We start from the raw sequence: 20,791 nt of genomic DNA, 5'->3' as shown, positions 1-20,791 counted from the left end.
CCTTCCAACCAGTATGGGACTCTTATTATAGGGAGAACAACCTGCGACAGAGAAAATCGGCCTCTCGATTGAGTCGAGGAGGTGCAGTTGGGTAAGGTCGATCTGGAGCCCTGACAGAGTGCGTTGGGACATTCGGCCACGGGGGCGGACGAAAGGACATCCAGCCGTGATATCAGGAGCGGCTCCCTGTGCGGTCCTTCTCGCCGACTAATGCGGAAACAAGGTGGTGAGCGGCATGTGGGCCTTGATGATCGGCGACTTCAGGACGACGAAGCTGAAATATTTGTCGATGCCGACATCCAGGTCAGTCAGCCGCTCCATGATCGTCTGGTATTCGTCGATCCCGGCGGTGACGAATTTCAGCATATAATCGTAGCCACCCGAAACCAGATGGCATTCGATCACCTGGTCGACTTTTTCGATCGCCGCCAGGAAGCGGGCGAAGTCGATCTGCCGGTGGTTTTTCAGGGTGATCTCGGTGAACACCGTCAGCGTCTGCCCCAGTTTGCTGACGTTGATCTGGGCCGAATAGCCTTCGATATAGCCCTCCGACTGCAGCTTCTTCACCCGCATCAGGCAGGGGCTTGGCGACAGATTGACCAGTTCGGCGAGTTCCACATTCGTGACGCGGCCATTCTTCTGCAGTTCGTAAAGGATTTTTACGTCGATCCGGTCGAGTTTCACCTCACACGCCCTCACTTGTTGGAGATCGCCAATGACGCAGCAGATTATGCTGCTTGTTCCCGACACCAACCTTAACACATGACATTGACCTGTCGATCGCGTTGCGAGACAGGCCGAAGCACAAACGGCTGCTGGCATCCTCCCAACACGGAATCTTCTGCTGCTACCAACCGATCTCCGGCAAAGCCGTGGCGTCGGATCCGCTACACTACGGTTAAAACGGAGACTCTCCCATGCCCGCACCGCTCAATCGCGTCGACACCACGCCGGAACTGCCTTCCACCGCTGATGCCGTGGTCATCGGCGGCGGCATCGTCGGCGTTTTTGCGGCCTATTATCTCACCCGGCGCGGACTGAAGGTCGCCCTCGTCGAGAAGGGCCTGATCGGCGCCGAACAATCGAGCCGCAATTGGGGCTGGTGCCGGCAGCAGAACCGCGACGCCCGCGAATTGCCGATGTCGACGAAGAGCCTCGATCTGTGGGAGCGCTTCGCCACTGAGACCGGTGAGGACACCGGCTTCCGTCGTTGCGGCCTCTTCTACCTCAGCAATAGCGACGCGGAACTGTCCGGCTGGGCGCGCTGGCGCGATTTCGCCCGCTCGGTCGGCGTCACGACGCATATGCTGAGCAGCGCAGAGGCAACCGAACGCGGGCATGCCACCGGCACCTCATGGAAAGGCGGGGTGTTTTCGCCGACCGACGGCACCGCCGATCCGGCAAGCGCTGCGCCCGCCGTCGCGCGTGCGATCCTCAAGCTCGGCGGCACGGTGCATCAGTCCTGTGCGGCCCGCGGCCTCGACGTCGAAGGCGGCAGGCTCTCGGGCGTCGTCACCGAGCATGGCACGATCCGGACAAAGATCGCGATCCTCGCCGGTGGCGCCTGGGCCTCCTCCTTCTGCCGCCAGCTCGGCTTTCGATTTCCGCAAGCCTCGATACGCTCGTCGATCCTCTCCCTATCGGCAGGTGCCGACGGCCTGCCGGATGCATTGCATACATCCGCCGTGTCGGTGACGCGACGTTGCGATGGCGGCTACACGCTGGCAATCAGCGGCCGCGGCCGCGTCGATCCGACGCCGCAGCAGCTCCGCTTCGCGCCACAGTTCCTGCCGATGTTTGCCCGGCGCTGGCGCAGTCTCGCACCCGGCGGGTTGGAAGGTTTTCGCTCAGGGCATGAATCTCTGGCACGCTGGCGGCTCGACCGGCCGACACCGATGGAGCGCATGCGCATCCTCGACCCGGCGGTAAACCAAGCCACCATTGCCCTCACGCATTCGCGGGCGCTCGAACTTCTTCCCGCCTTGAAGAAAACCGACATCAGCGCGGCCTGGGCAGGCTATATCGACAGCACACCTGACGGCGTGCCGGGGGTCGGCGAGATCCCTACCCTCCCGGGTTTCATCCTCGCTGCCGGCTTCAGCGGACACGGCTTCGGCATCGGGCCGGGCGCCGGCCATTTGATCGCCGATATCATCACGGGCGATGAGCCGATCGTTGATCCCAGGCCCTACCACCCCGACCGCTTCGGGACATCCGCTTGGGGCAAAGTTGCCGATTTTTAGGACGCGGTCGGCCTTTGCGCGACGTTTCGACGACGCGGATCGGCACGACTTGGTATCGGCCATAGGAGCCGATGCATCACGCTTCGATTGCCACCACCACGACAAATCGGCGATCAGAGGAAGGGTGATCGCTTCGGTTCTTCACCGGCATCGTTGGCAATCAAGGCGTGCAATGCTGCCGCCACAGCTGTGCCAGCGACGGCGAGATCGCGTACCGTGCTCATGTGATTGCCGTCTGCGACCTGCGATGCCCGCACGCCAAGCCCTTGGGCGGCAAGAATGTCCCTGAACGCATTTGCCTGAATTTTGAACGGATCAGTTTCCAGTTCGCCGGTCATGATAGCGACACGCGTTGCAGGATCGTGCTCGTGACGCATGGGCGCAAACCGTCGCACCTCCTCGTCGCTCAAGGCAATCTCTTCACGCAGGAAAGACGCCTGCAGGGGTTCGAGATCGTACAGGCCGCCGAGCAGGAAAGCAGCGACGACGCCCGAAGGCGCTGGCGAGCGATGGAAGAGAAAGGTTGCAAGATGTGCACCGGCGGAGTGGCCGCTGACGGAAAACCGCTTTGACGTGGCGCCAAAGCGATCGGCATGCGCCTGCAGGAAAGCCTTGGCTTTCAGGACCTGACCAACCAGGACGTCCATTCTCGCCGTGGGCATCAACGAATAATCGACGATGGCTGCGACCGCGCCGGCGCCGGTAATGGTCTCGGCGACGCAGGAGTAGTCCTCCTTGGAAAACATCCGCCAATAGCCGCCATGGATGAACATGTGGATCGGCATGTCCGAGCCGGCGCTATCTGGCAGGAAGATATCGAGCGTCTCGCCAGGTCCAGCCCCGTAGGCGATGTTGGCCTCCATGGCGACAGTGCGCCGCGTTGCAAGGCTGCGAGCGCGGATATCGCCGACGATCGCGTCGAAATCTGCGACATGGTCACGAATGCGGAACGGATCGGCGGCCACAGGTTCCTCCCTCAGAAACTTGTGGCAATGTACTTGGCTTCCATGAACTCCGCGATACCGTGATGCTGCCCTCCTTCACGTCCTAGGCCGCTCTGTTTCACACCGCCAAATGGGGCGGCGGGATCGGAGACCAGTCCACGATTAAGCGCAATCATGCCCGCCTCGACCTTGGAAGCGACCCGCATGCCGCGGCCAATGTCGCGGGTATAGATATAGGCGGCAAGGCCATATTCCGTATCATTGGCGGCAGCGATGACCTCGGCCTCGGTCTCGAAACGGTAGAGCGGCGCGACGGGACCGAAAATCTCCTCGCAGCCCATATCGGAGGCCGGGGGAACATCGACAAGCACCGTCGGCGGATAAAAGAAGCCGCGTCCCGCTAGTGTTCGTCCGCCGCAGAGGACGTGCGCGCCGCGCGAAACGGCGTCCGCAACCAGGCGCTCGATTTTCTCCACGGCCTTGCGTGTGATCATCGGACCGCATTCCGTATCCGGATCCGCACCCGGGCCAACCCTGAGGGCGGCCATGCGTCGGGTGAATTTTTCCGCGAAGGCATCATGGATACCAGACTGGGCATAAATGCGGTTTGCAGCCGTGCAGGCCTCACCCGCATTGCGCATTTTCGCGACCATCAGACCGTCGATCGCCGCGTCAATGTCCGCATCGTCGAAAACGATGAATGGCGCGTTGCCGCCGAGTTCCATGGAGCAGGAGATGACATTTTTGGCCGCTTCCGCCAGTAGCGTGCGGCCGACGCCGGTCGAACCTGTGAAGGAAAGTTTTCGCACGCGCGGGTCGCCCAGCATGGCGGCGATGACGGGGCCCGGCGTCGATGTTGTCATCACGTTCACGACGCCCGGCGGCACGCCGGCCTCCTCGTAGAGAGCCGCAAGCGCATAGGCCGTCAGCGGCGTCTCGCTCGCCGGCTTCAGGATGACGGTGCAGCCTGCGGCAAGGGCAGGCGCGATCTTGCGGGTCGCCATCGCGGCCGGGAAATTCCATGGTGTGATGAGAACGCAGATGCCGATAGGCTGGTAATCGACGACGATGCGATTTCCACCGGCCGGGGCAATGCCGAACTCTCCGGAGATGCGCACCGCCTCCTCGGCATTCCACCGAAAGAACTCTGCTGCATAGGCGACCTCGCCGCGCGCGTCGCGCAACGCCTTCCCGTTCTCGAGCGAAATGAGCCCGGCGAGCGTTTCGGAACGCTCCACCATAAGTTCAAAGCAGCGGTGTAGGATCTCGGAACGCTTTCTCGGCGGCATCTCGCGCCAGCCTTCCGCCGCGCTTGCGGCAGCCTCCACGGCCGCCGCCGCATCCGCGACGGTGGCATCGGGCACGACAGCAATGACCGCCTCGGTCGAGGGGTCGATCACCTCGATCCGGCCCTCGCCAGCCGCCGGCCTCCAGGCGCCGCCAATATAGAGGCCGCGGGAGAACGAGTTGAGCCCGAAGGGATCATGGTCTGGATGCGAAGAATGCTGGTTGACGTTCATGATGATTTCCAAGTCAGAGGGCGGAAGCGGCCAGATCGCCGTCATAGGCGGCGCGCACCAGGCCGCGCATGGCGGCGGCATCGAAGGAGCGTGGATTATTCTTGATCAGCCGGCCGATTCCGAGCGCCTGCTCTGCGGCCCAGTCGATCCGGTCTTCCGGCAGGCCGAGGCTGGCGAGCGTCGGAGCGATGCCAATCGCGGCAAAGAGGCGGCTCACCTCTGCGATCGCGGCATCGGCTACCGTTTCGTCGTCCTCCACTCCGGTGGGATCGAGGCCGAGCGCCCTGCCGACGATGGCGAATTCCGCCGTAGCGACGCGGCGATTATAAGTCATGACATAGGGCAGCATGGTCGCAACCCCGAGGCCGTGCGGCGTATGAGTCAAGGCACCGACCGGATACTGCACGGCATGGGCCGCAGCGGTGCCCGCCGTTCCGAAGGCGCAGCCGGCTGCGAGCGCACCCATCATCACATCGGCGCGTGCATCGATGTCGGCGCCGTCGACAAAGGCCTTTTCCAGGCTCCGGCCGAGGAGCCGGATGGCATGCAGCGCGAACTGGTCGGAGAGATCGCTCTTGCCGATGAAGACATGCTGCTGCGCAAGTTCCGGGTCGCCGGGGCGGCGCATGGCCGTGAAGGCTTCGATGGCATGCGTCAACGCATCTGCACCGGCAATCGCCGTGAGCCCAGGCGGGCAGGATAAGGTCAGTTCCGGGTCGCAGATCGCCGCCGTGGCGATGAGATATGGGCTGGAAATGCCAACCTTCAGGATACGATCGGGATCGGAAACAACCGCAACCGGCGTCACCTCGGACCCGGTCCCTGCCGTCGTCGGCACGGCGATGACCGGCAGGACGGGCGCCGGCACCTTGAACTCACCGTAATAATCCGCGAGCGCGCCTCCGTGAGCGAGCAGGAGCGAAGCGCATTTGGCCATGTCGAGACAGCTGCCTCCACCGATGCCGATCACCATATCGGGCTCAAAGCCGCGCGAGGCTTCAACGCAAACCGCGACCGTATCTTGCGGCACGTCCGGCAGCGTGCGGTCATGCACAAGGACGACGATCCCGGCAGTTTCAAGCGCGGCGATCATTTCCGCGAAGACGGGTGTTGCGACAAAACGCGCATCCGTGCAGACGAGTGCGCGCCGGCCGGTCCTGCTGGCGACGCTCGCGAGCGCGTGGCGCTGGCCGACGCCAAACAGGATTTCCCGCGGCAGCCTCAAGGCGGCAAACAGGCTCATGATCTTTGTCCCTCGAAGGCCAGAATGCGCGGGCGCGAAAGCGCGTTGAGGTCCTCCCAGAGGCGCTGGTCGATCTCGAACCCGTTGCGACTTGCCGCCGCTCGCCGCCCGCGGGCACGATCGCCCGGGACGAGAACCGGTTCGCCGGCGCTGGCGGGTGGTGAAGCGCGCACGGCATCGAGATAGGTCGACAGCCGCTCCGGCAGTCCCGGCGCCAAACTGGGCTCGATCAAGATGAAGACGTCGCCCTTGTTGCACGGCGACTGGCTGTCGAGCGTGCCGCGCGCATCCGGCGCCAGCGCCGAGCCGGCAAGGGCTGCCACCAGCAGTTCCAAAGCGATGCCGAGGCCGTAGCCCTTCTCGTCGCCGAAGGGCGCAATCGCGCCGGCCTTCGCACGCCCCGGATCGGTCGTCGGCTTGCCGGCCGCATCGCGCGCCCATCCCTCGGGAATGGGCCTGCCGGTCGCCGCGTGATGATGAATCCTGCCCATCGGCACGAGGCTGGTGGCCAAGTCGAGCACGAGCGGTTCCTCGGCCGTTGGCACGGCGATGGCGATGGGGTTGGTGCCGAGCATCGCCCGGGTGCCGCCGAAGGGATGGACCAGCGCCTCGCTCGACGAGAGCGCGATGCCGACGAAACCCAGTGCGGCGATGGCCTCCACATAATGCGCGAGCATGCCGAGATGGTTGGCATTGCGCACGGCGACAAGACCGATACCAAGATCCGGAATGTGAGGCGCCAGCCGCTCGATCGCGGCCATGGCGACGACGGGGCCAAATCCCGACGATCCCTCCACCTCCAGCACCGCATCCGCGCGCCAGCGCTGCGTGCCCTTCGTCTGCGGGTCAATGACACCGCGCTCGATGCGCTCGACCAGCCGCGGAAGCCGGTACAGGCCATGCGAAGGGTGCCCCTTCATATCGGCCGTGACCAGGATGCGAGCCTGCAGGGCCGCATGGTCACGCGGTGCGCCATGCTCTTCCAGCAGGCGGGTGGCAAGTGCAAGCGCTGCTGCTTCAGATATGCGCATAATTTTTCCTCCCTATATTAAATCGTATAGGATATAGGATTGCCTTGGCCGCAGCATCGTGCTAGCGATTGAACCTGTCAAGAGGCAAGGCAGCAGATGATTTCGACGAGACCGAAGGAACCCTCGACGGGCACAACCCAGATACCGCGCGCCAACAGCCTGGCGGGCGACGTCTACGAGGCAATCTTCAACCAGCTCATGTCGTTGAAGATCGCGCCGGGGGCTCGGATTACGGTCGACAACCTGGTCAGGGAATTCAACGTCTCACACACCCCTATCCGCGAAGCCCTCGGCCGGCTTGAAGGCGAAGGCCTCGTCGTCAAGCAGCATTTGGTCGGCTATCGTGCCGCGCCGCAAATCACGCGCCACCGCTTCGACGAGCTCTATGAACTGCGCCTGCTGCTGGAACCTGCCGGCGCTGCGAAGGCGGCAGAGGCGATGAACGACGAAAAGCTGGCCATTCTCACCGAGGCCGCGGGCGTGATGACACGCAGCGACAACAGGGACGAACGAGCGAACTATTCGGCCTTCGCGCGCCAGGACGCTATTTTCCATGACCGGATCATGGAATTTGCCGGCAACGAGTTGATCCGCGAGATGCTGACATTCCAGCATACACACTTCCACATCTTCCGCCTGATGTTCCATCGCCGCGTCACCGAGGAGGCACTCGGCGAGCATCAGACGCTGCTTGATGCATTCGCGGCGCGCGACCCCGGCGCGGCTGCGAAGGCAATGCGCATCCATATCGAACATTCGCGCGACCGGCTATTGCCGGCCTTCGACGAAATCTGAGCAACCCCGGGCAGGCAAGGTCGTGCCTGCCCGATCTGACAATGAGGAGGAGAACCCATGCCAGGCAAGAAAATCCTGATGCTCACCGGCGATTTCACCGAGGAGTACGAAATCTTCGTCTTTCACCAGGCGATGGAGGCGGTCGGGCACACGGTGCATATCGTGTGCCCGGATAAGAAGGCCGGCGACATCCTCAGGACGTCGCTGCACGATTTCGAGGGAGACCAGACCTACACCGAAAAACTCGGGCACAACGTCACCATCAACAAGACGTTTTCCGAGGCCGAGAACCAGCTCGATCAGTATCATGCTGTCTACTGCGCCGGCGGGCGTGGACCGGAATATATCCGCACCGACAAGCGGGTGCAGGCGATGGTGCGTCATTTCCACGAGCAGGAGAAGCCGATCTTCACCATCTGCCACGGAGTCCAGATCCTGATCGCAGTCGACGGTGTCGTTCGCGGCAAGAAGGTTGGTGCACTTGGGGCCTGTGAACCGGAGGTCACCCTGGCGGGTGGAACCTATATCGACCTGTCGCCAACCGAAGCCTATGTCGATGGCACGATGGTTTCGGCCAAGGGCTGGACGGCGCTCGCCGCCTTTATGCGCGAATGCCTGAAGGTGCTGGGAACAGAGATCCACCACAGCTGAGACGACGGTACCAAGGAACAAAGGCCCGGCAGGTGACATCTGCCGGGCCTTCTTTGCGGTTGGGCCTGCAATCACGCTCCGCCGCGGTTCCAGCCGCGGCCACGGTCGCCGAACATTTCATAGCCGCCATCGATGATGGCAAGCGTATCCTCCAACTTGATGAATCCGCGCTTTGGGTGAAGCATCGTCGTCTCGACCGAGATCACGCTCCCGGTTTCCAGCGGCTTGTCGGCATCGATGCCATCATAGGTGACAGGGTGGTTCGTCATGAGGAATGGCGCTTCGTGGGCGATGAGGCCCATGCCATGGCAGAAAAAGTCGGTGAAGGCCGCCGACGGCGAGGCCTTGAGCTCGGCCTCCGCTGCCACGATCATCTCCCTGCCCGCAGCCCCTGCCCTGACCTTGGCGAAGGCCGCTTGCTGGATGCATTCGACTTCGGCCAGAAGGTCTTCCAACTCCGCATCCGGCTCGCCGAGCACACCCATGCGGCAGAGGTCACCGATATATCCGTGATAGTTGCCGCCGGAATCGATCGACAGGATCTCGCCCTCGGCCCAGGCCTGCGGTGAGCCCGCGCGATTGTGGCTGGAGCCGAGCGTCAGCAGGCAATATTCGAAGTGCAGGCCGCGGTTCGTTTCCTCCCGGCGCAGCTGCTCGATGATCTCCATCTTGGTCAAGCCGGCGCGGGCCGCCGCGATCGTCGCCAGCATCGAGTCGGTGATCAGTTCGGAAGCGCGTCTCAGCTTGGCCAGTTCATCCGGCGTCTTGACGGCCCTCAGCCGCTCCAACACATGCGTGGCATCGACAAATCGAGCGCCATCCAGCCGAGAGGCAAACAGGTCGCGGGCGTCGGATGGCAGGAAGGCCGGCTCGATGCCGATGCGCCCACCGGCCTTGCCGATCTTCTTCAGGTGCTCGACGGCGAGCCCTGCGGCATCCTGCGTGCCCCAGCTCGCCGTATGCACGGCGGACGTCCAGAATGGATTGTTCTGGTGCTCTGCGCCCTCCATGCGGTTCCCCACATAGGCGGAGTGATCAGGCGCGCCTTTCTCATAAATCACCATCGGCAGGTAGCGGCTATGCCCGATCGCATCCATGGCGGCGAAGAAGATGAACTTATAGCCGCCCATGAGATATTGCGTGTTGTGTTTGGAGGTGGCGACGATGACGTCGATACCGACTTCCTCCATGAGAAGGTCGAGCTTGGCCGTATCGAACGGCGTCACGGCGGCCTGCCTTGTTTGCCCTGCATTGTCGTTCATCGTCTTTCCTCCCAGAAAATGGATGCGCCGCCTCAGAAGCCCTGCGGCAGCAGGCGGAAGTCCGGCAAATCGCGAAGCGCAAGCTCCGGCCCGGCCGGTGAGTAGACCACGAAAAGGAGCATCTTCCCGCCGCCAGTGTTCTTCGTCGAATGAAAGCGACTTTCCGGAATATAGATCGTGCAGCCGCTGGCGACCTTCTGCGTGATCGGATTACCATTTTCGTCCTCGACCATCTGCTCGCCTTCGCCGGAAATCACAAATATGATTTCCTCCGCGCCAGGGTGATTGTGGCGGGAATGGCCCTCGCCGCTTGGCAGCTCGACGACGCCACCGGAAAAGCGGCTGGCACCGTTGACCTCGGGCGCCACAGTCAGCGACAGCTTGCCCCAATCGAAACCGAAGGCGATCACATCCTCAGGATAGATGAAGTACTTGTTCTTTACCATGAAACGGCCTCCTCCATGCCCTTCCTCAGACGACCGCGCCGATGGCGAGCGCCTTGAAATCTTCCGTCTGCTTGCGGATTGCCGCCTCTGCCGGCAGACGCTCCATCGAGCTTGCGCCATAAAAGCCGTGGCAGCCAGGGCAGCGTTCGAGAATGTAGCGCGCATCCGCCGGCATGGAGATCGGGCCGCCGTGGCAGAGCACGATGACGTCGTCGCGCACGGAACGTGCCGCCTTGGCGATCGCGGCGATCTCGTCGACGCAGTCATCGAGGGACTTGCCGGATGTGGCGCCGATCGTGCCGCCGGTCGTCACCCCCATATGCGCCACGACGATGTCGGCGCCAGCGGTCGTCATGGCGATAGCCTCGCTCTCGTTGAAGACATAGGGCGTCGTCAGTAGGTCGAGCCCGTGGGCGGTGGCGATCATCTCGACCTCCAGATTGTAGCTCATGCCCGTTTCCTCGAAACTCTGCCGCATCCGCCCATCGAAGAGGCCTATTGTGGGGAAGTTCTGTACGCCGGAAAAGCCCATTGCCTTGAGGTCTGCGAGGAAGCGCGGCATCAGTACGAAGGGGTCCGTGCCATTGACGCCAGCAAGCACCGGCGTCTTTTTCACGACCGGCAATACTTCAAGCGCCATGTCCTTGACGATCTCGTTGGCATTGCCATAGGCGAGCAGTCCGGCCGCCGAACCGCGGCCCGCCATGCGATATCGCCCGGAATTGTAGATAATGATGAGGTCGATACCGCCTGCCTCCTCGGCCTTGGCGGAGATGCCGGTGCCGGCACCGCCGCCGACGATCGGCACGCCGGCTGCGATCATGCCGTGAAATTTTTCGAGGATGGTGTTGCGCGGTATGACTGGCATCGATTTGTCTCTCAAGGGTTGGCGATGTCACGATAGGCCGCGACGGCGGCCTCGGCGAAATGCGGGTCGTTGATATGGAGCGGCAGGCGAATGATACGTCGCGACACCGTCGGCTTCACCGTCGCCTCGAGCGCGGCGAAAAGCGCGGCGTCGGCTTGCGGATCGAAGAACGGACCGCCTTCGATGTCGAGGGCCGAAACGCCCTTTTCGGGAATGAGGAAGCGTACGGGGCCGTGGCAGAGATTGAGCTTGTCGCCGATCCAGCGGCCGATCTGCGCGCATTCGGCCGACGTCGTGCGCATCAAAGTGACGTTCGGGTTGTGCCGGTAAAACAGCCGGCCGGCATAACGCTCCGGGACGGTCTCCGGCGCCCAGAAGTTCACCATATCGAGCGCACCGACCGAGCCGACATAGGGCAGGCCTTTGCGAGCAATGGCGCCGAAACGGTCCGAGGTGGCGGGCAAGACGCCGCCGAACAGCAGGTCGCAGACCTCGGTCGTCGTGATGTCGAGCACGCCAGAGATGAGCTCGCTGTCGGCAAGCTTCTCCATCGCACGCCCGCCCGTGCCTGTCGCGTGGAAGACCAGGCAGTCATAGTCCGCTCGGAGGCGCTCGACCATGGCGGATACGGCAGGTGTCGTAACGCCGAACATGGTAAGCCCGAGGGCTGGTTTGGATGCAGTCACCTCAGCCGGCCGGCGGGCCATGGCGGTGATCGCCTGGGCGGCGTTGTGAAGGATGACGCGGCTCAGCCGGTTCAGGCCCGCCATGTCCGTGACCGAGGGCATCATCAAGATGTCTGAAACATCGACATAGGGAGCAACATCGCCGGATGCGAGCGTCGAGACCATGATCTTTGGCTGACCGAGCGGCAATTGGCGCATGCCTGCGGTAATGATCGAAGTGCCCCCGCCTCCACCGATACCGATGACGCCGGCGATGTCCTGGCGCTCCACGAGGAAGCGCGCGAAGGCAATGCCCATCGCCTCGACCGCCGTTCCGCGGTCGCCGCTGGCAAGAACGGCTCCAGCCCCATCCGGATGGCATGCCGCCACTGCGTCGGCCCTCACATCGACGGAGGTTTGAGGCTCGCGGATGCCGACGTCGACACGGACGACAGCCCCGCCCGCCGCTTTGATGCAAGCGGCCAGATAAGCAAGCTCCTCGCCCTTCGTGTCAGCCGTGCCGACCACGTAGATCTGCTTCATTTCCCCTCCGAGACCGGTTGGGTTTCCTCCCGGCATATCCCACGTCCGGGGCAAAGCGGTAGGCCCTTGCAAATTTGTGAGACGTGCGTATCATAAAGACATGGATGTCTCACGTCAACAGAACGAAACAGCCAGGACCGAGCGAGGCCCACGGGCCCGTACGCGAAAACTGATGCTCGAAACGGCAACGCGGCTCATGCAGTCCGGCATTACTCCGTCGGTAAGTGAAGTCGCCGAGGCTGCCGAAGTCTCGCGCGCGACGGCCTACCGTTACTTTCCGAGCCAGGCCGCGCTCGTGCATGCCGTGGTAGATGAGGCTCTGGGGCCGATACTCAGCTGGTCGTCGGACAGTCCGGATGCACGCACTCGCGTTGCCGACCTCTTGGCGACCGCAATGCCCCGCATCGATGAGTTCGAAGCCACCTTCAAGGCGGCACTGAAACTTTCGCTGGACCAGTGGGCGCAGCGCCAGGCCGGCACGCTCGGCAACGAGCCGCTGTTCACGCGCGGCCACCGGGTCGACCTGCTCAAGTGCGTGACGGCCCCACTGCAGGGCACCGTGCCGCCCGAATCCCGGGAACGCCTTGCGCAGGCGCTTTCGCTTGTCTTCGGCGTCGAGGTGCTGATCGTGTTGAAGGATATCTGGGGCCTGACCTCCGAAAGCGCGCAGTCTGTTGCCGAATGGGCCGCCAGGGCGCTTGTTGATACAGCGTTACGGCAGGCGGAGAGCAAAGCATGACGTGGGGAACCTTCAAATTAATCCAACAATTGGTTGGACCAGATGAAGCAAATGTGGTCGGGATTGGCGAGCAGGAACGTGAGTTTGCCTAACAAGACCGCATGAGCGGAGCCGCAATTGTGGGAAGGTATCCAGAAGTCTGGAAGATGAACCTTTGCTAAATGCTCTCCGAGGCTCACTCTTGACGATAATGGCGTTTGGTACTACCAGATTAGGGAATAACATTCAGGCTTGAGATCTGAAACGCGCCAGGGTCGGGGAGGACCCCAGCACGAAAATCACCCAGGAGGATCGGGAAGCCGGATCGGGAGGCCCGCGATGACGCGGGAAGCGTGCATAAATGGGAGGAAATGTTATGCGCAAAACTATGGCCGGTCTCTTTGCCGGTGTCGGATTGATGTGGGCCTGCGGAACATCCGCACAGGCCCAGGAACTGACGATCTTCTGGGCCGAGTGGGACCCGGCAAATTACCTTCAGGAACTCGCCAACGAATACGAGGCTGAAACCGGCGTCAAGGTCACGGTCGAGACCACACCATGGGCCGACTTCCAGACCAAGGCATTCACCGAGTTCAACGCCAAGGGTTCAGCCTATGACATGGTCGTCGGCGACAGCCAGTGGATTGGAGCGGCGTCAGAAGCCGGCCATTACGTCGATCTGACCGACTTCTTCACCAAGCACAATCTGACCCAGGTGATGGCTCCGGCAACGGTGAAATACTACGCCGAATATCCGTCGAACTCGAAAAAGTATTGGTCAGTTCCGGCCGAAGGCGACGCCGTCGGCTGGTCCTACCGCAAGGACTGGTTCGAAGATCCCAAGGAGATGGAGGCGTTCAAGGCCAAATACGGCTACGACCTCGCCCCGCCGAAGACATGGGCCGAGATGCGCGACATCGCCGAGTTCTTCCACCGTCCCGACCAGAAGCGCTACGGAATCGCCATCTACACCGACAATTCTTATGACGGTCTCGTCATGGGTGTCGAGAACGCGATCTTCTCCTTTGGAGGCGAACTCGGCGACTACCAGAGCTACAAGGTCGACGGCATCATCAACTCTGACAAGAACGTCAAGGCGCTCGAATTGTATCGCGAGCTCTACGGCTTTACGCCTCCGGGCTGGGCCAAGTCCTTCTTCGTCGAGAACAACCAGGCGATCACCGAGAACCTGGCGGCGATGAGCATGAACTACTTCGCCTTCTTCCCGGCCCTGGTGAACGAGGCGTCCAACCCGAACGCCAAGGTTACCGGCTTCTTTGCCAATCCGGCGGGGCCGAACGGCGAGCAATTCGCAGCGCTCGGCGGCCAAGGCATATCGGTCGTCTCCTACTCAAAAAACCAGGAAGAGGCGATGAAATTCCTCGAATGGTTCATCAAGGACGAGACCCAGAAGCGCTGGGCCGAACTCGGTGGCTACACGGCAAGCGCCAAGGTGCTTGAATCGCCGGAATTTCAGAACGCGACACCTTATAACAAGGCCTTCTACGAGACCATGTTCAAGGTGAAGGACTTCTGGGCAACGCCTGAATATGCCGAACTGCTGATCCAGATGAACCAGCGCATCTACCCCTTCGTCACCGCCGGGCAAGGCACGGCGAAGGAAGTGCTCGACTCTCTGGCAGCGGACTGGAACGCGACGTTCAAGAAATACGGACGCAATAAATAGCAAACGCGATCAGCGGAGGGGCTCCGTCGCCCCTCCGTTTGCATTCTGCATCTCGCGCCCAAAGGCGCGGTTCGAGAGGGCGCGGCGCCCGGAATTCACTTCGCGCATCGTGATGCCTTTTCCGGCATCCGGCGCCGACTCTCGGAGGAGGAGAGGATTGGCAACCGCAGTCATGACATCGCTGGACACGAAATCGCGTGCCGCATCCCGCGGCATGAGCGACATCCGCATTCGCAATCTCTTCATTATCCCGACGATCCTGTTTCTGATCATCTTCAACATCTTTCCGCTGATCTATTCGCTCGGCTATTCCTTCACGGATTTTCGCGCCTCGACGAACGCGCCGGCCAACTTTGTCGGCCTGCAGAACTATCGCGAATTGCTGAACGATCCTTTCATCTGGTCGAATTTCGCCATCACCGCGAAATATGTGATCGTCTCTGTGACGGGGCAGGTGATCGTCGGCTTCGGCACCGCGATGCTGCTCAACCGTGACATTCCGCTGAAGGGTCTTCTGACGACGCTACTGCTGCTGCCGATGATGCTGTCGATGGCCGTCGTCGGCCTCTTCTGGAAGCTGCTCTACGACCCGTCCTTCGGCATCATCAACTACGCGCTCGGCCTCGGCTCCTTCGAGTGGCTGTCGAATCCGGACATGGCGCTCTATGCGGTCGCAATCACGGACATCTGGATGTGGTCGCCCTTCGTGATGCTGCTGTCGCTTGCCGGCCTTTCGGCCGTGCCAAAGCATCTTTACGAGGCAGCGGCGATCGACCGGGCGGGACCGTTCTATACCTTCTTCCGCATCACGCTGCCGCTGGTGGCGCCGATCCTGATGATCGCAATCATCTTCCGTACGATGGAGGCCTTCAAGACCTTCGACCTCGCCTACATCCTGACCAGCCAACCGACGACCGAGGTGATCTCCATCCGGCTCTACAAGATGGCCTTCCAGGAATGGCAGACGGGGCGCTCCTGCGCACTCGCCTACATCGTGCTCATCATGGTTCTTGCGATCACCAACATCTACGTCAAGTACCTCAACAAAGTGAAGGAGCGCTGAGATGGCTGCCGTCCAAACCCGCTCCGAACGCGCGCTGAACCGGGTGGCGATCGCCGCCGTATTGGTCATCACGTTGATCTTCCTGGCGCCGATCTACTGGATCACCTCGACGGCCTTCAAGCCGCGCAATCTCGCTACCACCATTCCACCGACGGTGCTCTTCGAGCCGGAACTCTCGCCCTTCGTGAAGCTCTTCACCAAGCGCTCGCAACTACGTGGGGCGCCAACTGCTGAAGAATATGCCGCCGCCCCCTGGTGGGAGCGGATGGTGTTCGACGGCGGCGAGAAGATCGTCCGGTCCGGGCGCGGCGAGGTGCAGCCCTCCGGCTATCCGAACCGCTTTATGAACTCGCTGATCGTCGCCATCACGTCCACGGTGCTGGCCGTCGGCATGGGAACCTTCACTGCCTACGGCTTCTCGCGCTTCAAAGTGAAGGGGGAGGCAGACCTTCTCTTCTTCATCCTGTCGACGCGCATGCTGCCGCCTGTCGTCGTGGCGATCCCGATGTTCCTCATGTACCGCGTCGTCGGCCTCAACGACACGCATTGGGGCCTCATCATCCTCTACACTGCCTTCAACCTTTCCTTCTCCGTTTGGCTGATGAAGGGCTTCATCGACGAGATCCCGAAGGAATACGAGGAGGCCGCACTCGTCGACGGCTATACGCGGATGGAGGCCTTTTTCAAGATCGTCATCCCGGAAGCGGCCACCGGCATCGCCGCGACTGCGGTCTTCTGCTTCATCACGGCCTGGAACGAATATGCCTTTGCGCTGATCATGACGAACCGGCGCGCGCAAACGGCTCCACCCTTCATTCCGAGCCAGGTCGGCTCAGGCCTGCCGGACTGGACGGTAATCGCCTCCGGCACGTTCCTGTTCCTGCTACCGGTCGCCATCTTCACCTTCCTGCTCAGGAACCATCTCCTGCGCGGCATGAGCTTCGGAGCGATCCGCAAATGACCTTCCGCGCCTTCAACCAGAAATATCTCGAACCCGCTTCACAGTATCTGATGATCCTCGGCATCGTCGCGCTCTGCCAGCCCTGGAACCTGTTTCTGCACCGCTACGGCATGACGATGACGCTCGTCGGACTGATCGCCTTCATGGTGGCGACCAAAATCCCCCGCGACGCGCAACCAGACGAAGGCAACCATTCATGACGCAGATCGAACTTCGCGGGATTCAGAAATATTTCGGTGCCGTCCAGGTCATCAAGGACCTTAATCTCGCCATCGCCGACAATGAATTCATCGTGCTGCTTGGACAATCGGGCTGCGGAAAGACGACGACATTGCGCGCCGTCGCGGGGCTGGAGACGATCGACGAAGGCGACATTCTGATCGACGGGCAGCCGGTGCAGCATATCAAGGCATCCGACAGAGATATCGCCATGGTATTCCAATCCTTCTCGCTCTATCCGCACATGACGGTCTACGAGAACATCGCCTTCCCGCTCCGCGCCACCCGGATGAGCCGTGCCGATGTCGATGCGTCGGTCCGCGAGATCGCCGCTGTGCTGCGCATCACCGGTCTGCTGGCCCGCAAGCCGTCGGCGCTGTCAGGCGGCGACATGCAGCGGGTCGCGATCGGCCGCGCGCTGGTGCGACGGCCAAAGGCCATGCTGATGGATGAGCCGATCGGTGCGCTCGACGCGAAGCTGCGCGAGGAGATGCGGGCGGAAATCAAGCGCCTGCATATCAAGCAGGGTTCAACCACCATCTACGTGACGCATGACCAGGTGGAGGCCATGTCGCTCGCCGACCGCATCGTCATCATGCACGAGGGCATCCTCCAGCAGATCGGCACGCCGGAAGAGGTTTACGCGCAACCCGCCAACACGTTCGTCGCCCAGTTCGTCGGAAGCCCGGTCATGAACATGGCGCCGGCGATCATCAGCGCAACGGGCAGCCATACCAGCGTGCAGGTCGGCGACGGGACGACGGGCTTCGAGTTCCCCGCCGTGCTGGCGAACCGCCTCTCCGACGCAAGGGCCGAGAACGGCAAGCTGACACTCGGGGTCCGGCCTGAGGGCGTGCTCGTCTCACGGGAGGCCCGCGAGGGCTTCATGCCGGTCGAGGCGCATATCATCGAGCCTCTCGGCTCGCACGACATCGTGGACCTGAAGGTTGGTCACCAGATGATCAGGGCACGCACCAAAAGCGGTTTCGTGCCTGGTCCCGGCGAAGCCGTCTGGGCACGCATCGACCCCGCCCAGGCACATTTCTTCAACACCGCGACCGGCTCGTCGCTGGGGATCAGACTCTGATGGCGCATATCGAACTCAAGGGCATCACCAAGACCTTCGGCAACCACACGGCGCTGAAAAACTTGAACATCGACATTGCTGACGGCGAGTTCTTCGTGCTGCTCGGGCAGACCGGCGCCGGCAAGACGACGACGCTGCGCCTGATCGCCGGTCTCGAGAAGCCGACCGCAGGCCAGATCTTCATCGACGGGCAGGACGTCGCCGACTGGGGTGCCGCCGAGCGCGATGTGGCCCTGGTGCTCCAGCAATACTCGCTTTACCCGCGCTATACTGTGCGGGAGAACCTGGAATTTCCATTGAAATCCCGTATCCGTCGCGTTGAGCCCGGAGAAATCAAGGAGCGCGTAGACCGCGTTGCGAAGACCCTGCGCATCGAGCATCTGCTCGACCGCAAGACGGACCGGCTGTCGGGAGGCGAGATGCAGCGCGTATCGATCGGCCGGGCCATCGTGCGCAAGCCGCGGGTCTTCCTGATGGACGAACCGCTTTCGGCGCTCGACGCCAAGCTTCGCGAAGCACTTCGCACCGAGCTGAAAAACCTGCAGATGAACCTCGGCGCGACCTTCCTCTTCGTCACTCACGACCAGATAGAGGCCATGTCGATGGGCGACAAGATCGGTGTCCTGAACAATGGTCAACTGGTGCAGATGGGTACGCCGCAGGAGATCTACCGAAACCCGGTCAACACCTTCGTCGCGCGCGCAGTCGGTTCGCCGCCGATGAACCTGATTGCCGGCACGCTTGCCGGCGGCGAGGCAGTGGCCAGCGAGGGCTACCGGCTGCCCCTCGGCAACGGACACGGGATCGCGACAGATGGTCGCCCGCTCACCTTCGGCATCCGTCCCGAGGACATTTTTCTCGATAGTGGCGCGCCCGGCGAAGCACGGGTCCACGACGTGGAAAACCATGGTGTCGAAAAGATCGTGACGCTGCGCACCGGCGAGAAGTTCATCCACGCGACCGTGCCGACACAGACGGCGCTTCGGATCGAGGATGAGGTTCGCTTTTCATGGAATCCGGAAAAGGTCGTGCTGTTTGACGCCGGAAGCGGTGTCAGCCTGCGGCACGCGGGCTGACCTCAACGGTCCGAAAGATGCCAGCGGTCTCGGCGGCACGGCAGGGGCAGCCAGCGTTTCAAGTTGTCGCGACGGGGCGCTATGCGGGAAAGCGCCGGCGGTAGTGTTCTACCACTTCGGGATTGCGCAAATTAACGGGCAAGTCGCCCTTGATGACGCGCAGGGCTTCGCTCGCCGCGCCTGTTCCCATGCGCATCATGCTCTCTTCGGTCAGACCAGCCAGATGCGGCGTGACGATGACGTTGTCAAAGCCGAAATAGGGATGATCGAGCGGCAGCGGCTGCGTTGCGAAGACGTCGAGCGCGGCTCCGCCGATGCGGCCATCTCGTAGCGCATCGATCAACGCCGCGTCATCGATCACCGGGCCGCGCGAGACGTTGACCAGAATGGCCGCGGGCTTCATGCGCCCGATGCGACCGGCATTGAGCAAGCCGGTCGTCTCCGGCGTCAGCGGGCAGCAGAGCACCACGATGTCGGCCGTGGCAACAAGCTCATCGATCGCCAGGAAACGCACGCCGTCCGGCACGTTTTCCGGCGACCGGCTCGTGGCGACCACCTCCAGACCGAAGCCGAACTTCGCGATCTTGAAAATCGCCTTGCCGACATTGCCCATACCGACGATGCCTATGGTGCGACCGGCGAGGTCGACGGCCGTGTCCGATTGGGCGCGGCCCACCGCCCAGCCGTTCTGACGCAGTTCGCGGTCCATCAGCCGGAAGCGCCGAAGCAGGGCCATTGTCACGAGGAAGACGTGCTCGGCGACAGTCGAAGCATTGGCGCCCGGGACGTTGGCGACAAGCACGCCGGCGCGGGTTGCCGCATCCATCGGCACCATGTCGAGCCCGGCGCCATGGCGGATCGCCGCGCGAAGCGCCGGCGCATCCTCGAAGAAGGCCGGCGGGATCGGCGCGCGTACGACGACGATGCCCGCGCCGCGGCCTTCTCTAAGCAACGTTTCGGGATCGGGCGCGGAAGCGACGCGCAGATCACCCGCAGCCTCAAGCATGGACCTGGCCGCGGGGTGCAGGGGATGTGTGGAAAAGATGAAGCTCATCGGCCCTCCCGCCGGTTGCGCCTATTCGGCTGCCGTAGCTGGACCGCCGATGAGACCCTTCCAATAGCTTTCCGCACCTTGAAGATGCGCGCTCATCAGCGCCTGGGCAAGATTGCCGTCTCGGGCAAGCAACGCCTCGTAGATGCGGATATGTTCCTCATGCGAGCGCCGGCTGCGGGCGGGATCGGCAAAATAGATCGGCAGGCGGTGCTCGCCCATAACGTAATAGACGCTGCACACCCGATGGAAGACGCTATTCTTGGTGGCCCGGACGATCTCCAAATGGAAATCCCGGTCCTCGCGCGCCAGCCCCTCGCCGGCGGCAAGCTTCGCCTCCGACGCCGCGAGGATATCGCGCAAGTGCTGGTAATTCTCCTCCGTCGCCCGATCGCAGGCGAGCTCCGCGGCCTTGATCTCATGGATCTTGCGAAGCTCCACGGTCTCATAGATCAGGATGGGATCGAGCGGCACGCCGGCGCGGGCAAAAAGCGCCATTGCCTCCACGCTCGCCTCCGTGGTCGTCAGATAGATGCCCGACTTGGCCCGGCGCTCGACGATGCGCATTGCCTCCAGAATGGCCAGTGCCTCGCGAACCTGGCCCCGGCTGACACCGAAATGCTCCGCAAGCTCTCGCTCCGAAGGCGTACGGCCGTTGCCGCTCGAGTTCGAAAAAAGATGGGCCGCGAGATCGGAGAGGAGGGAGTTTTCTTTCATC

The 20,791-nt window shown here is 62.4% G+C and carries 21 protein-coding genes; 10 read left to right on the top strand and 11 right to left on the bottom strand.

Features of this window, described 5'->3' with window-relative positions:
• Positions 1-207: 207 nt before the first annotated feature.
• Positions 208-684, bottom strand: a complete 477-nt coding sequence (locus tag RWK44_RS01275; protein ID WP_003562931.1) for an Lrp/AsnC family transcriptional regulator — start codon at positions 682-684, stop codon at positions 208-210.
• Between the two features lie 233 nt (positions 685-917).
• On the opposite strand from RWK44_RS01275, the gene RWK44_RS01270 reads away from it, so the two are divergent.
• Positions 918-2,243, top strand: a complete 1,326-nt coding sequence (locus RWK44_RS01270; RefSeq protein ID WP_316028245.1) for an NAD(P)/FAD-dependent oxidoreductase — start codon at positions 918-920, stop codon at positions 2,241-2,243.
• Positions 2,244-2,356: 113 nt separating this feature from the next.
• Here RWK44_RS01270 and RWK44_RS01265 read toward each other — a convergent pair whose 3' ends face one another.
• Genes RWK44_RS01265 through RWK44_RS01250 form a run of 4 tightly spaced genes read right to left on the bottom strand, consistent with a single transcriptional unit; the run spans position 2,357 to position 6,981 of the window.
• Positions 2,357-3,208: an alpha/beta hydrolase gene (locus RWK44_RS01265; RefSeq protein WP_131662646.1), complete on the bottom strand. Its 852-nt coding sequence runs from the start codon at positions 3,206-3,208 to the stop codon at positions 2,357-2,359.
• An 11-nt stretch (positions 3,209-3,219) separates the two neighbouring features.
• Positions 3,220-4,707, bottom strand: coding sequence for an NAD-dependent succinate-semialdehyde dehydrogenase (locus tag RWK44_RS01260; protein WP_316028244.1), 1,488 nt, complete (start codon positions 4,705-4,707; stop codon positions 3,220-3,222).
• Between the two features lie 13 nt (positions 4,708-4,720).
• Entirely contained in the window at positions 4,721-5,950 is a 1,230-nt protein-coding gene (locus RWK44_RS01255; protein WP_131662644.1) for an iron-containing alcohol dehydrogenase, read from the bottom strand.
• Entirely contained in the window at positions 5,947-6,981 is a 1,035-nt protein-coding gene (locus RWK44_RS01250) for an Ldh family oxidoreductase (RefSeq protein ID WP_316028243.1), read from the bottom strand. Before RWK44_RS01250 ends, RWK44_RS01255 begins: the two co-directional genes overlap by 4 nt.
• A gap of 96 nt (positions 6,982-7,077) precedes the next feature.
• Here RWK44_RS01250 and RWK44_RS01245 point away from each other — a divergent pair, with 96 nt between their 5' ends.
• Both RWK44_RS01245 and RWK44_RS01240 read left to right on the top strand, forming a co-directional pair.
• Positions 7,078-7,776 (top strand): GntR family transcriptional regulator, encoded by a 699-nt coding sequence (locus RWK44_RS01245; protein WP_316028242.1) that lies wholly within the window; start codon positions 7,078-7,080, stop codon positions 7,774-7,776.
• Between the two features lie 57 nt (positions 7,777-7,833).
• Complete coding sequence (locus RWK44_RS01240) at positions 7,834-8,427, top strand: DJ-1/PfpI family protein (RefSeq protein WP_316028241.1); 594 nt, start codon at positions 7,834-7,836, stop codon at positions 8,425-8,427.
• A 71-nt stretch (positions 8,428-8,498) separates the two neighbouring features.
• On the opposite strand, the gene RWK44_RS01235 is transcribed toward RWK44_RS01240, so the two are convergent.
• From RWK44_RS01235 to RWK44_RS01220, 4 genes are read right to left on the bottom strand one after another with little or no spacing between them, the layout of a single operon-like run.
• Complete coding sequence (locus RWK44_RS01235) at positions 8,499-9,689, bottom strand: Xaa-Pro peptidase family protein (protein WP_316028240.1); 1,191 nt, start codon at positions 9,687-9,689, stop codon at positions 8,499-8,501.
• Positions 9,690-9,721: 32 nt separating this feature from the next.
• On the bottom strand, positions 9,722-10,135 hold the full coding sequence (locus RWK44_RS01230) for a cupin domain-containing protein (RefSeq protein ID WP_131662639.1): 414 nt from the start codon (positions 10,133-10,135) through the stop codon (positions 9,722-9,724).
• Between the two features lie 25 nt (positions 10,136-10,160).
• Positions 10,161-11,003 carry a phosphoenolpyruvate hydrolase family protein gene (locus RWK44_RS01225; protein ID WP_316028239.1) on the bottom strand — a complete coding sequence of 281 codons (843 nt, stop codon included), beginning with the start codon at positions 11,001-11,003 and terminating at the stop codon, positions 10,161-10,163.
• Between the two features lie 11 nt (positions 11,004-11,014).
• Positions 11,015-12,211 (bottom strand): Tm-1-like ATP-binding domain-containing protein, encoded by a 1,197-nt coding sequence (locus tag RWK44_RS01220; protein ID WP_221946491.1) that lies wholly within the window; start codon positions 12,209-12,211, stop codon positions 11,015-11,017.
• A gap of 100 nt (positions 12,212-12,311) precedes the next feature.
• Between RWK44_RS01220 and RWK44_RS01215 the strand changes: the two genes are divergently transcribed.
• From RWK44_RS01215 to RWK44_RS01185, 7 genes are all read left to right on the top strand, one after another.
• Positions 12,312-12,950 (top strand): TetR/AcrR family transcriptional regulator, encoded by a 639-nt coding sequence (locus tag RWK44_RS01215; protein WP_077976821.1) that lies wholly within the window; start codon positions 12,312-12,314, stop codon positions 12,948-12,950.
• A gap of 355 nt (positions 12,951-13,305) precedes the next feature.
• Entirely contained in the window at positions 13,306-14,616 is a 1,311-nt protein-coding gene (locus RWK44_RS01210) for an ABC transporter substrate-binding protein (RefSeq protein WP_168320531.1), read from the top strand.
• Positions 14,617-14,773: 157 nt separating this feature from the next.
• Positions 14,774-15,679: a carbohydrate ABC transporter permease gene (locus RWK44_RS01205; RefSeq protein WP_017956807.1), complete on the top strand. Its 906-nt coding sequence runs from the start codon at positions 14,774-14,776 to the stop codon at positions 15,677-15,679.
• 1 nt (position 15,680) lies between these two features.
• Positions 15,681-16,640, top strand: coding sequence for a carbohydrate ABC transporter permease (locus RWK44_RS01200; protein WP_168281075.1), 960 nt, complete (start codon positions 15,681-15,683; stop codon positions 16,638-16,640).
• The gene (locus RWK44_RS01195; protein WP_168281077.1) at positions 16,637-16,840 is read left to right on the top strand and encodes a hypothetical protein; all 204 of its coding nucleotides are present in this window, start codon (positions 16,637-16,639) and stop codon (positions 16,838-16,840) included. The genes RWK44_RS01200 and RWK44_RS01195 overlap by 4 nt, the downstream gene beginning before the upstream one ends.
• Positions 16,837-17,946: an ABC transporter ATP-binding protein gene (locus RWK44_RS01190; protein WP_168281078.1), complete on the top strand. Its 1,110-nt coding sequence runs from the start codon at positions 16,837-16,839 to the stop codon at positions 17,944-17,946. The genes RWK44_RS01195 and RWK44_RS01190 overlap by 4 nt, the downstream gene beginning before the upstream one ends.
• A complete protein-coding gene (locus tag RWK44_RS01185; RefSeq protein ID WP_316028238.1) occupies positions 17,946-19,022 on the top strand; it encodes an ABC transporter ATP-binding protein in 1,077 nt (358 codons plus the stop codon). The genes RWK44_RS01190 and RWK44_RS01185 overlap by 1 nt, the downstream gene beginning before the upstream one ends.
• A gap of 79 nt (positions 19,023-19,101) precedes the next feature.
• Here RWK44_RS01185 and RWK44_RS01180 read toward each other — a convergent pair whose 3' ends face one another.
• Together RWK44_RS01180 and RWK44_RS01175 are read right to left on the bottom strand one after the other, a co-directional pair.
• Complete coding sequence (locus RWK44_RS01180) at positions 19,102-20,076, bottom strand: hydroxyacid dehydrogenase (RefSeq protein WP_168327130.1); 975 nt, start codon at positions 20,074-20,076, stop codon at positions 19,102-19,104.
• A gap of 21 nt (positions 20,077-20,097) precedes the next feature.
• Complete coding sequence (locus RWK44_RS01175) at positions 20,098-20,790, bottom strand: FadR/GntR family transcriptional regulator (protein WP_026264551.1); 693 nt, start codon at positions 20,788-20,790, stop codon at positions 20,098-20,100.
• Position 20,791 lies beyond the last annotated feature (1 nt).

Origin of the sequence: Rhizobium sp. 25PS6, assembly GCF_032464655.1 — a bacterium.
GTDB lineage: Bacteria > Pseudomonadota > Alphaproteobacteria > Rhizobiales > Rhizobiaceae > Rhizobium > Rhizobium laguerreae.
Note: the sequence above shows the minus strand (reverse complement) of the source record. Positions and strands in the feature narration are given on the sequence as shown.

What these genes read in the sequence shown, in the direction of transcription:
- RWK44_RS01235 (WP_316028240.1), bottom strand. Translation starts at nt 9,689, where the DNA reads ATGAACGACAATGCAGGGCAAACAAGGCAGGCCGCCGTGACGCCGTTC.
- RWK44_RS01210 (WP_168320531.1), top strand. Translation starts at nt 13,306, where the DNA reads ATGCGCAAAACTATGGCCGGTCTCTTTGCCGGTGTCGGATTGATGTGG.
- RWK44_RS01225 (WP_316028239.1), bottom strand. Translation starts at nt 11,003, where the DNA reads ATGCCAGTCATACCGCGCAACACCATCCTCGAAAAATTTCACGGCATG.
- RWK44_RS01195 (WP_168281077.1), top strand. Translation starts at nt 16,637, where the DNA reads ATGACCTTCCGCGCCTTCAACCAGAAATATCTCGAACCCGCTTCACAG.
- RWK44_RS01220 (WP_221946491.1), bottom strand. Translation starts at nt 12,211, where the DNA reads ATGAAGCAGATCTACGTGGTCGGCACGGCTGACACGAAGGGCGAGGAG.
- RWK44_RS01245 (WP_316028242.1), top strand. Translation starts at nt 7,078, where the DNA reads ATGATTTCGACGAGACCGAAGGAACCCTCGACGGGCACAACCCAGATA.
- RWK44_RS01270 (WP_316028245.1), top strand. Translation starts at nt 918, where the DNA reads ATGCCCGCACCGCTCAATCGCGTCGACACCACGCCGGAACTGCCTTCC.
- RWK44_RS01260 (WP_316028244.1), bottom strand. Translation starts at nt 4,707, where the DNA reads ATGAACGTCAACCAGCATTCTTCGCATCCAGACCATGATCCCTTCGGG.
- RWK44_RS01200 (WP_168281075.1), top strand. Translation starts at nt 15,681, where the DNA reads ATGGCTGCCGTCCAAACCCGCTCCGAACGCGCGCTGAACCGGGTGGCG.
- RWK44_RS01185 (WP_316028238.1), top strand. Translation starts at nt 17,946, where the DNA reads ATGGCGCATATCGAACTCAAGGGCATCACCAAGACCTTCGGCAACCAC.
- RWK44_RS01175 (WP_026264551.1), bottom strand. Translation starts at nt 20,790, where the DNA reads ATGAAAGAAAACTCCCTCCTCTCCGATCTCGCGGCCCATCTTTTTTCG.
- RWK44_RS01180 (WP_168327130.1), bottom strand. Translation starts at nt 20,076, where the DNA reads ATGAGCTTCATCTTTTCCACACATCCCCTGCACCCCGCGGCCAGGTCC.
- RWK44_RS01240 (WP_316028241.1), top strand. Translation starts at nt 7,834, where the DNA reads ATGCCAGGCAAGAAAATCCTGATGCTCACCGGCGATTTCACCGAGGAG.
- RWK44_RS01230 (WP_131662639.1), bottom strand. Translation starts at nt 10,135, where the DNA reads ATGGTAAAGAACAAGTACTTCATCTATCCTGAGGATGTGATCGCCTTC.
- RWK44_RS01190 (WP_168281078.1), top strand. Translation starts at nt 16,837, where the DNA reads ATGACGCAGATCGAACTTCGCGGGATTCAGAAATATTTCGGTGCCGTC.
- RWK44_RS01255 (WP_131662644.1), bottom strand. Translation starts at nt 5,950, where the DNA reads ATGAGCCTGTTTGCCGCCTTGAGGCTGCCGCGGGAAATCCTGTTTGGC.
- RWK44_RS01250 (WP_316028243.1), bottom strand. Translation starts at nt 6,981, where the DNA reads ATGCGCATATCTGAAGCAGCAGCGCTTGCACTTGCCACCCGCCTGCTG.
- RWK44_RS01215 (WP_077976821.1), top strand. Translation starts at nt 12,312, where the DNA reads ATGGATGTCTCACGTCAACAGAACGAAACAGCCAGGACCGAGCGAGGC.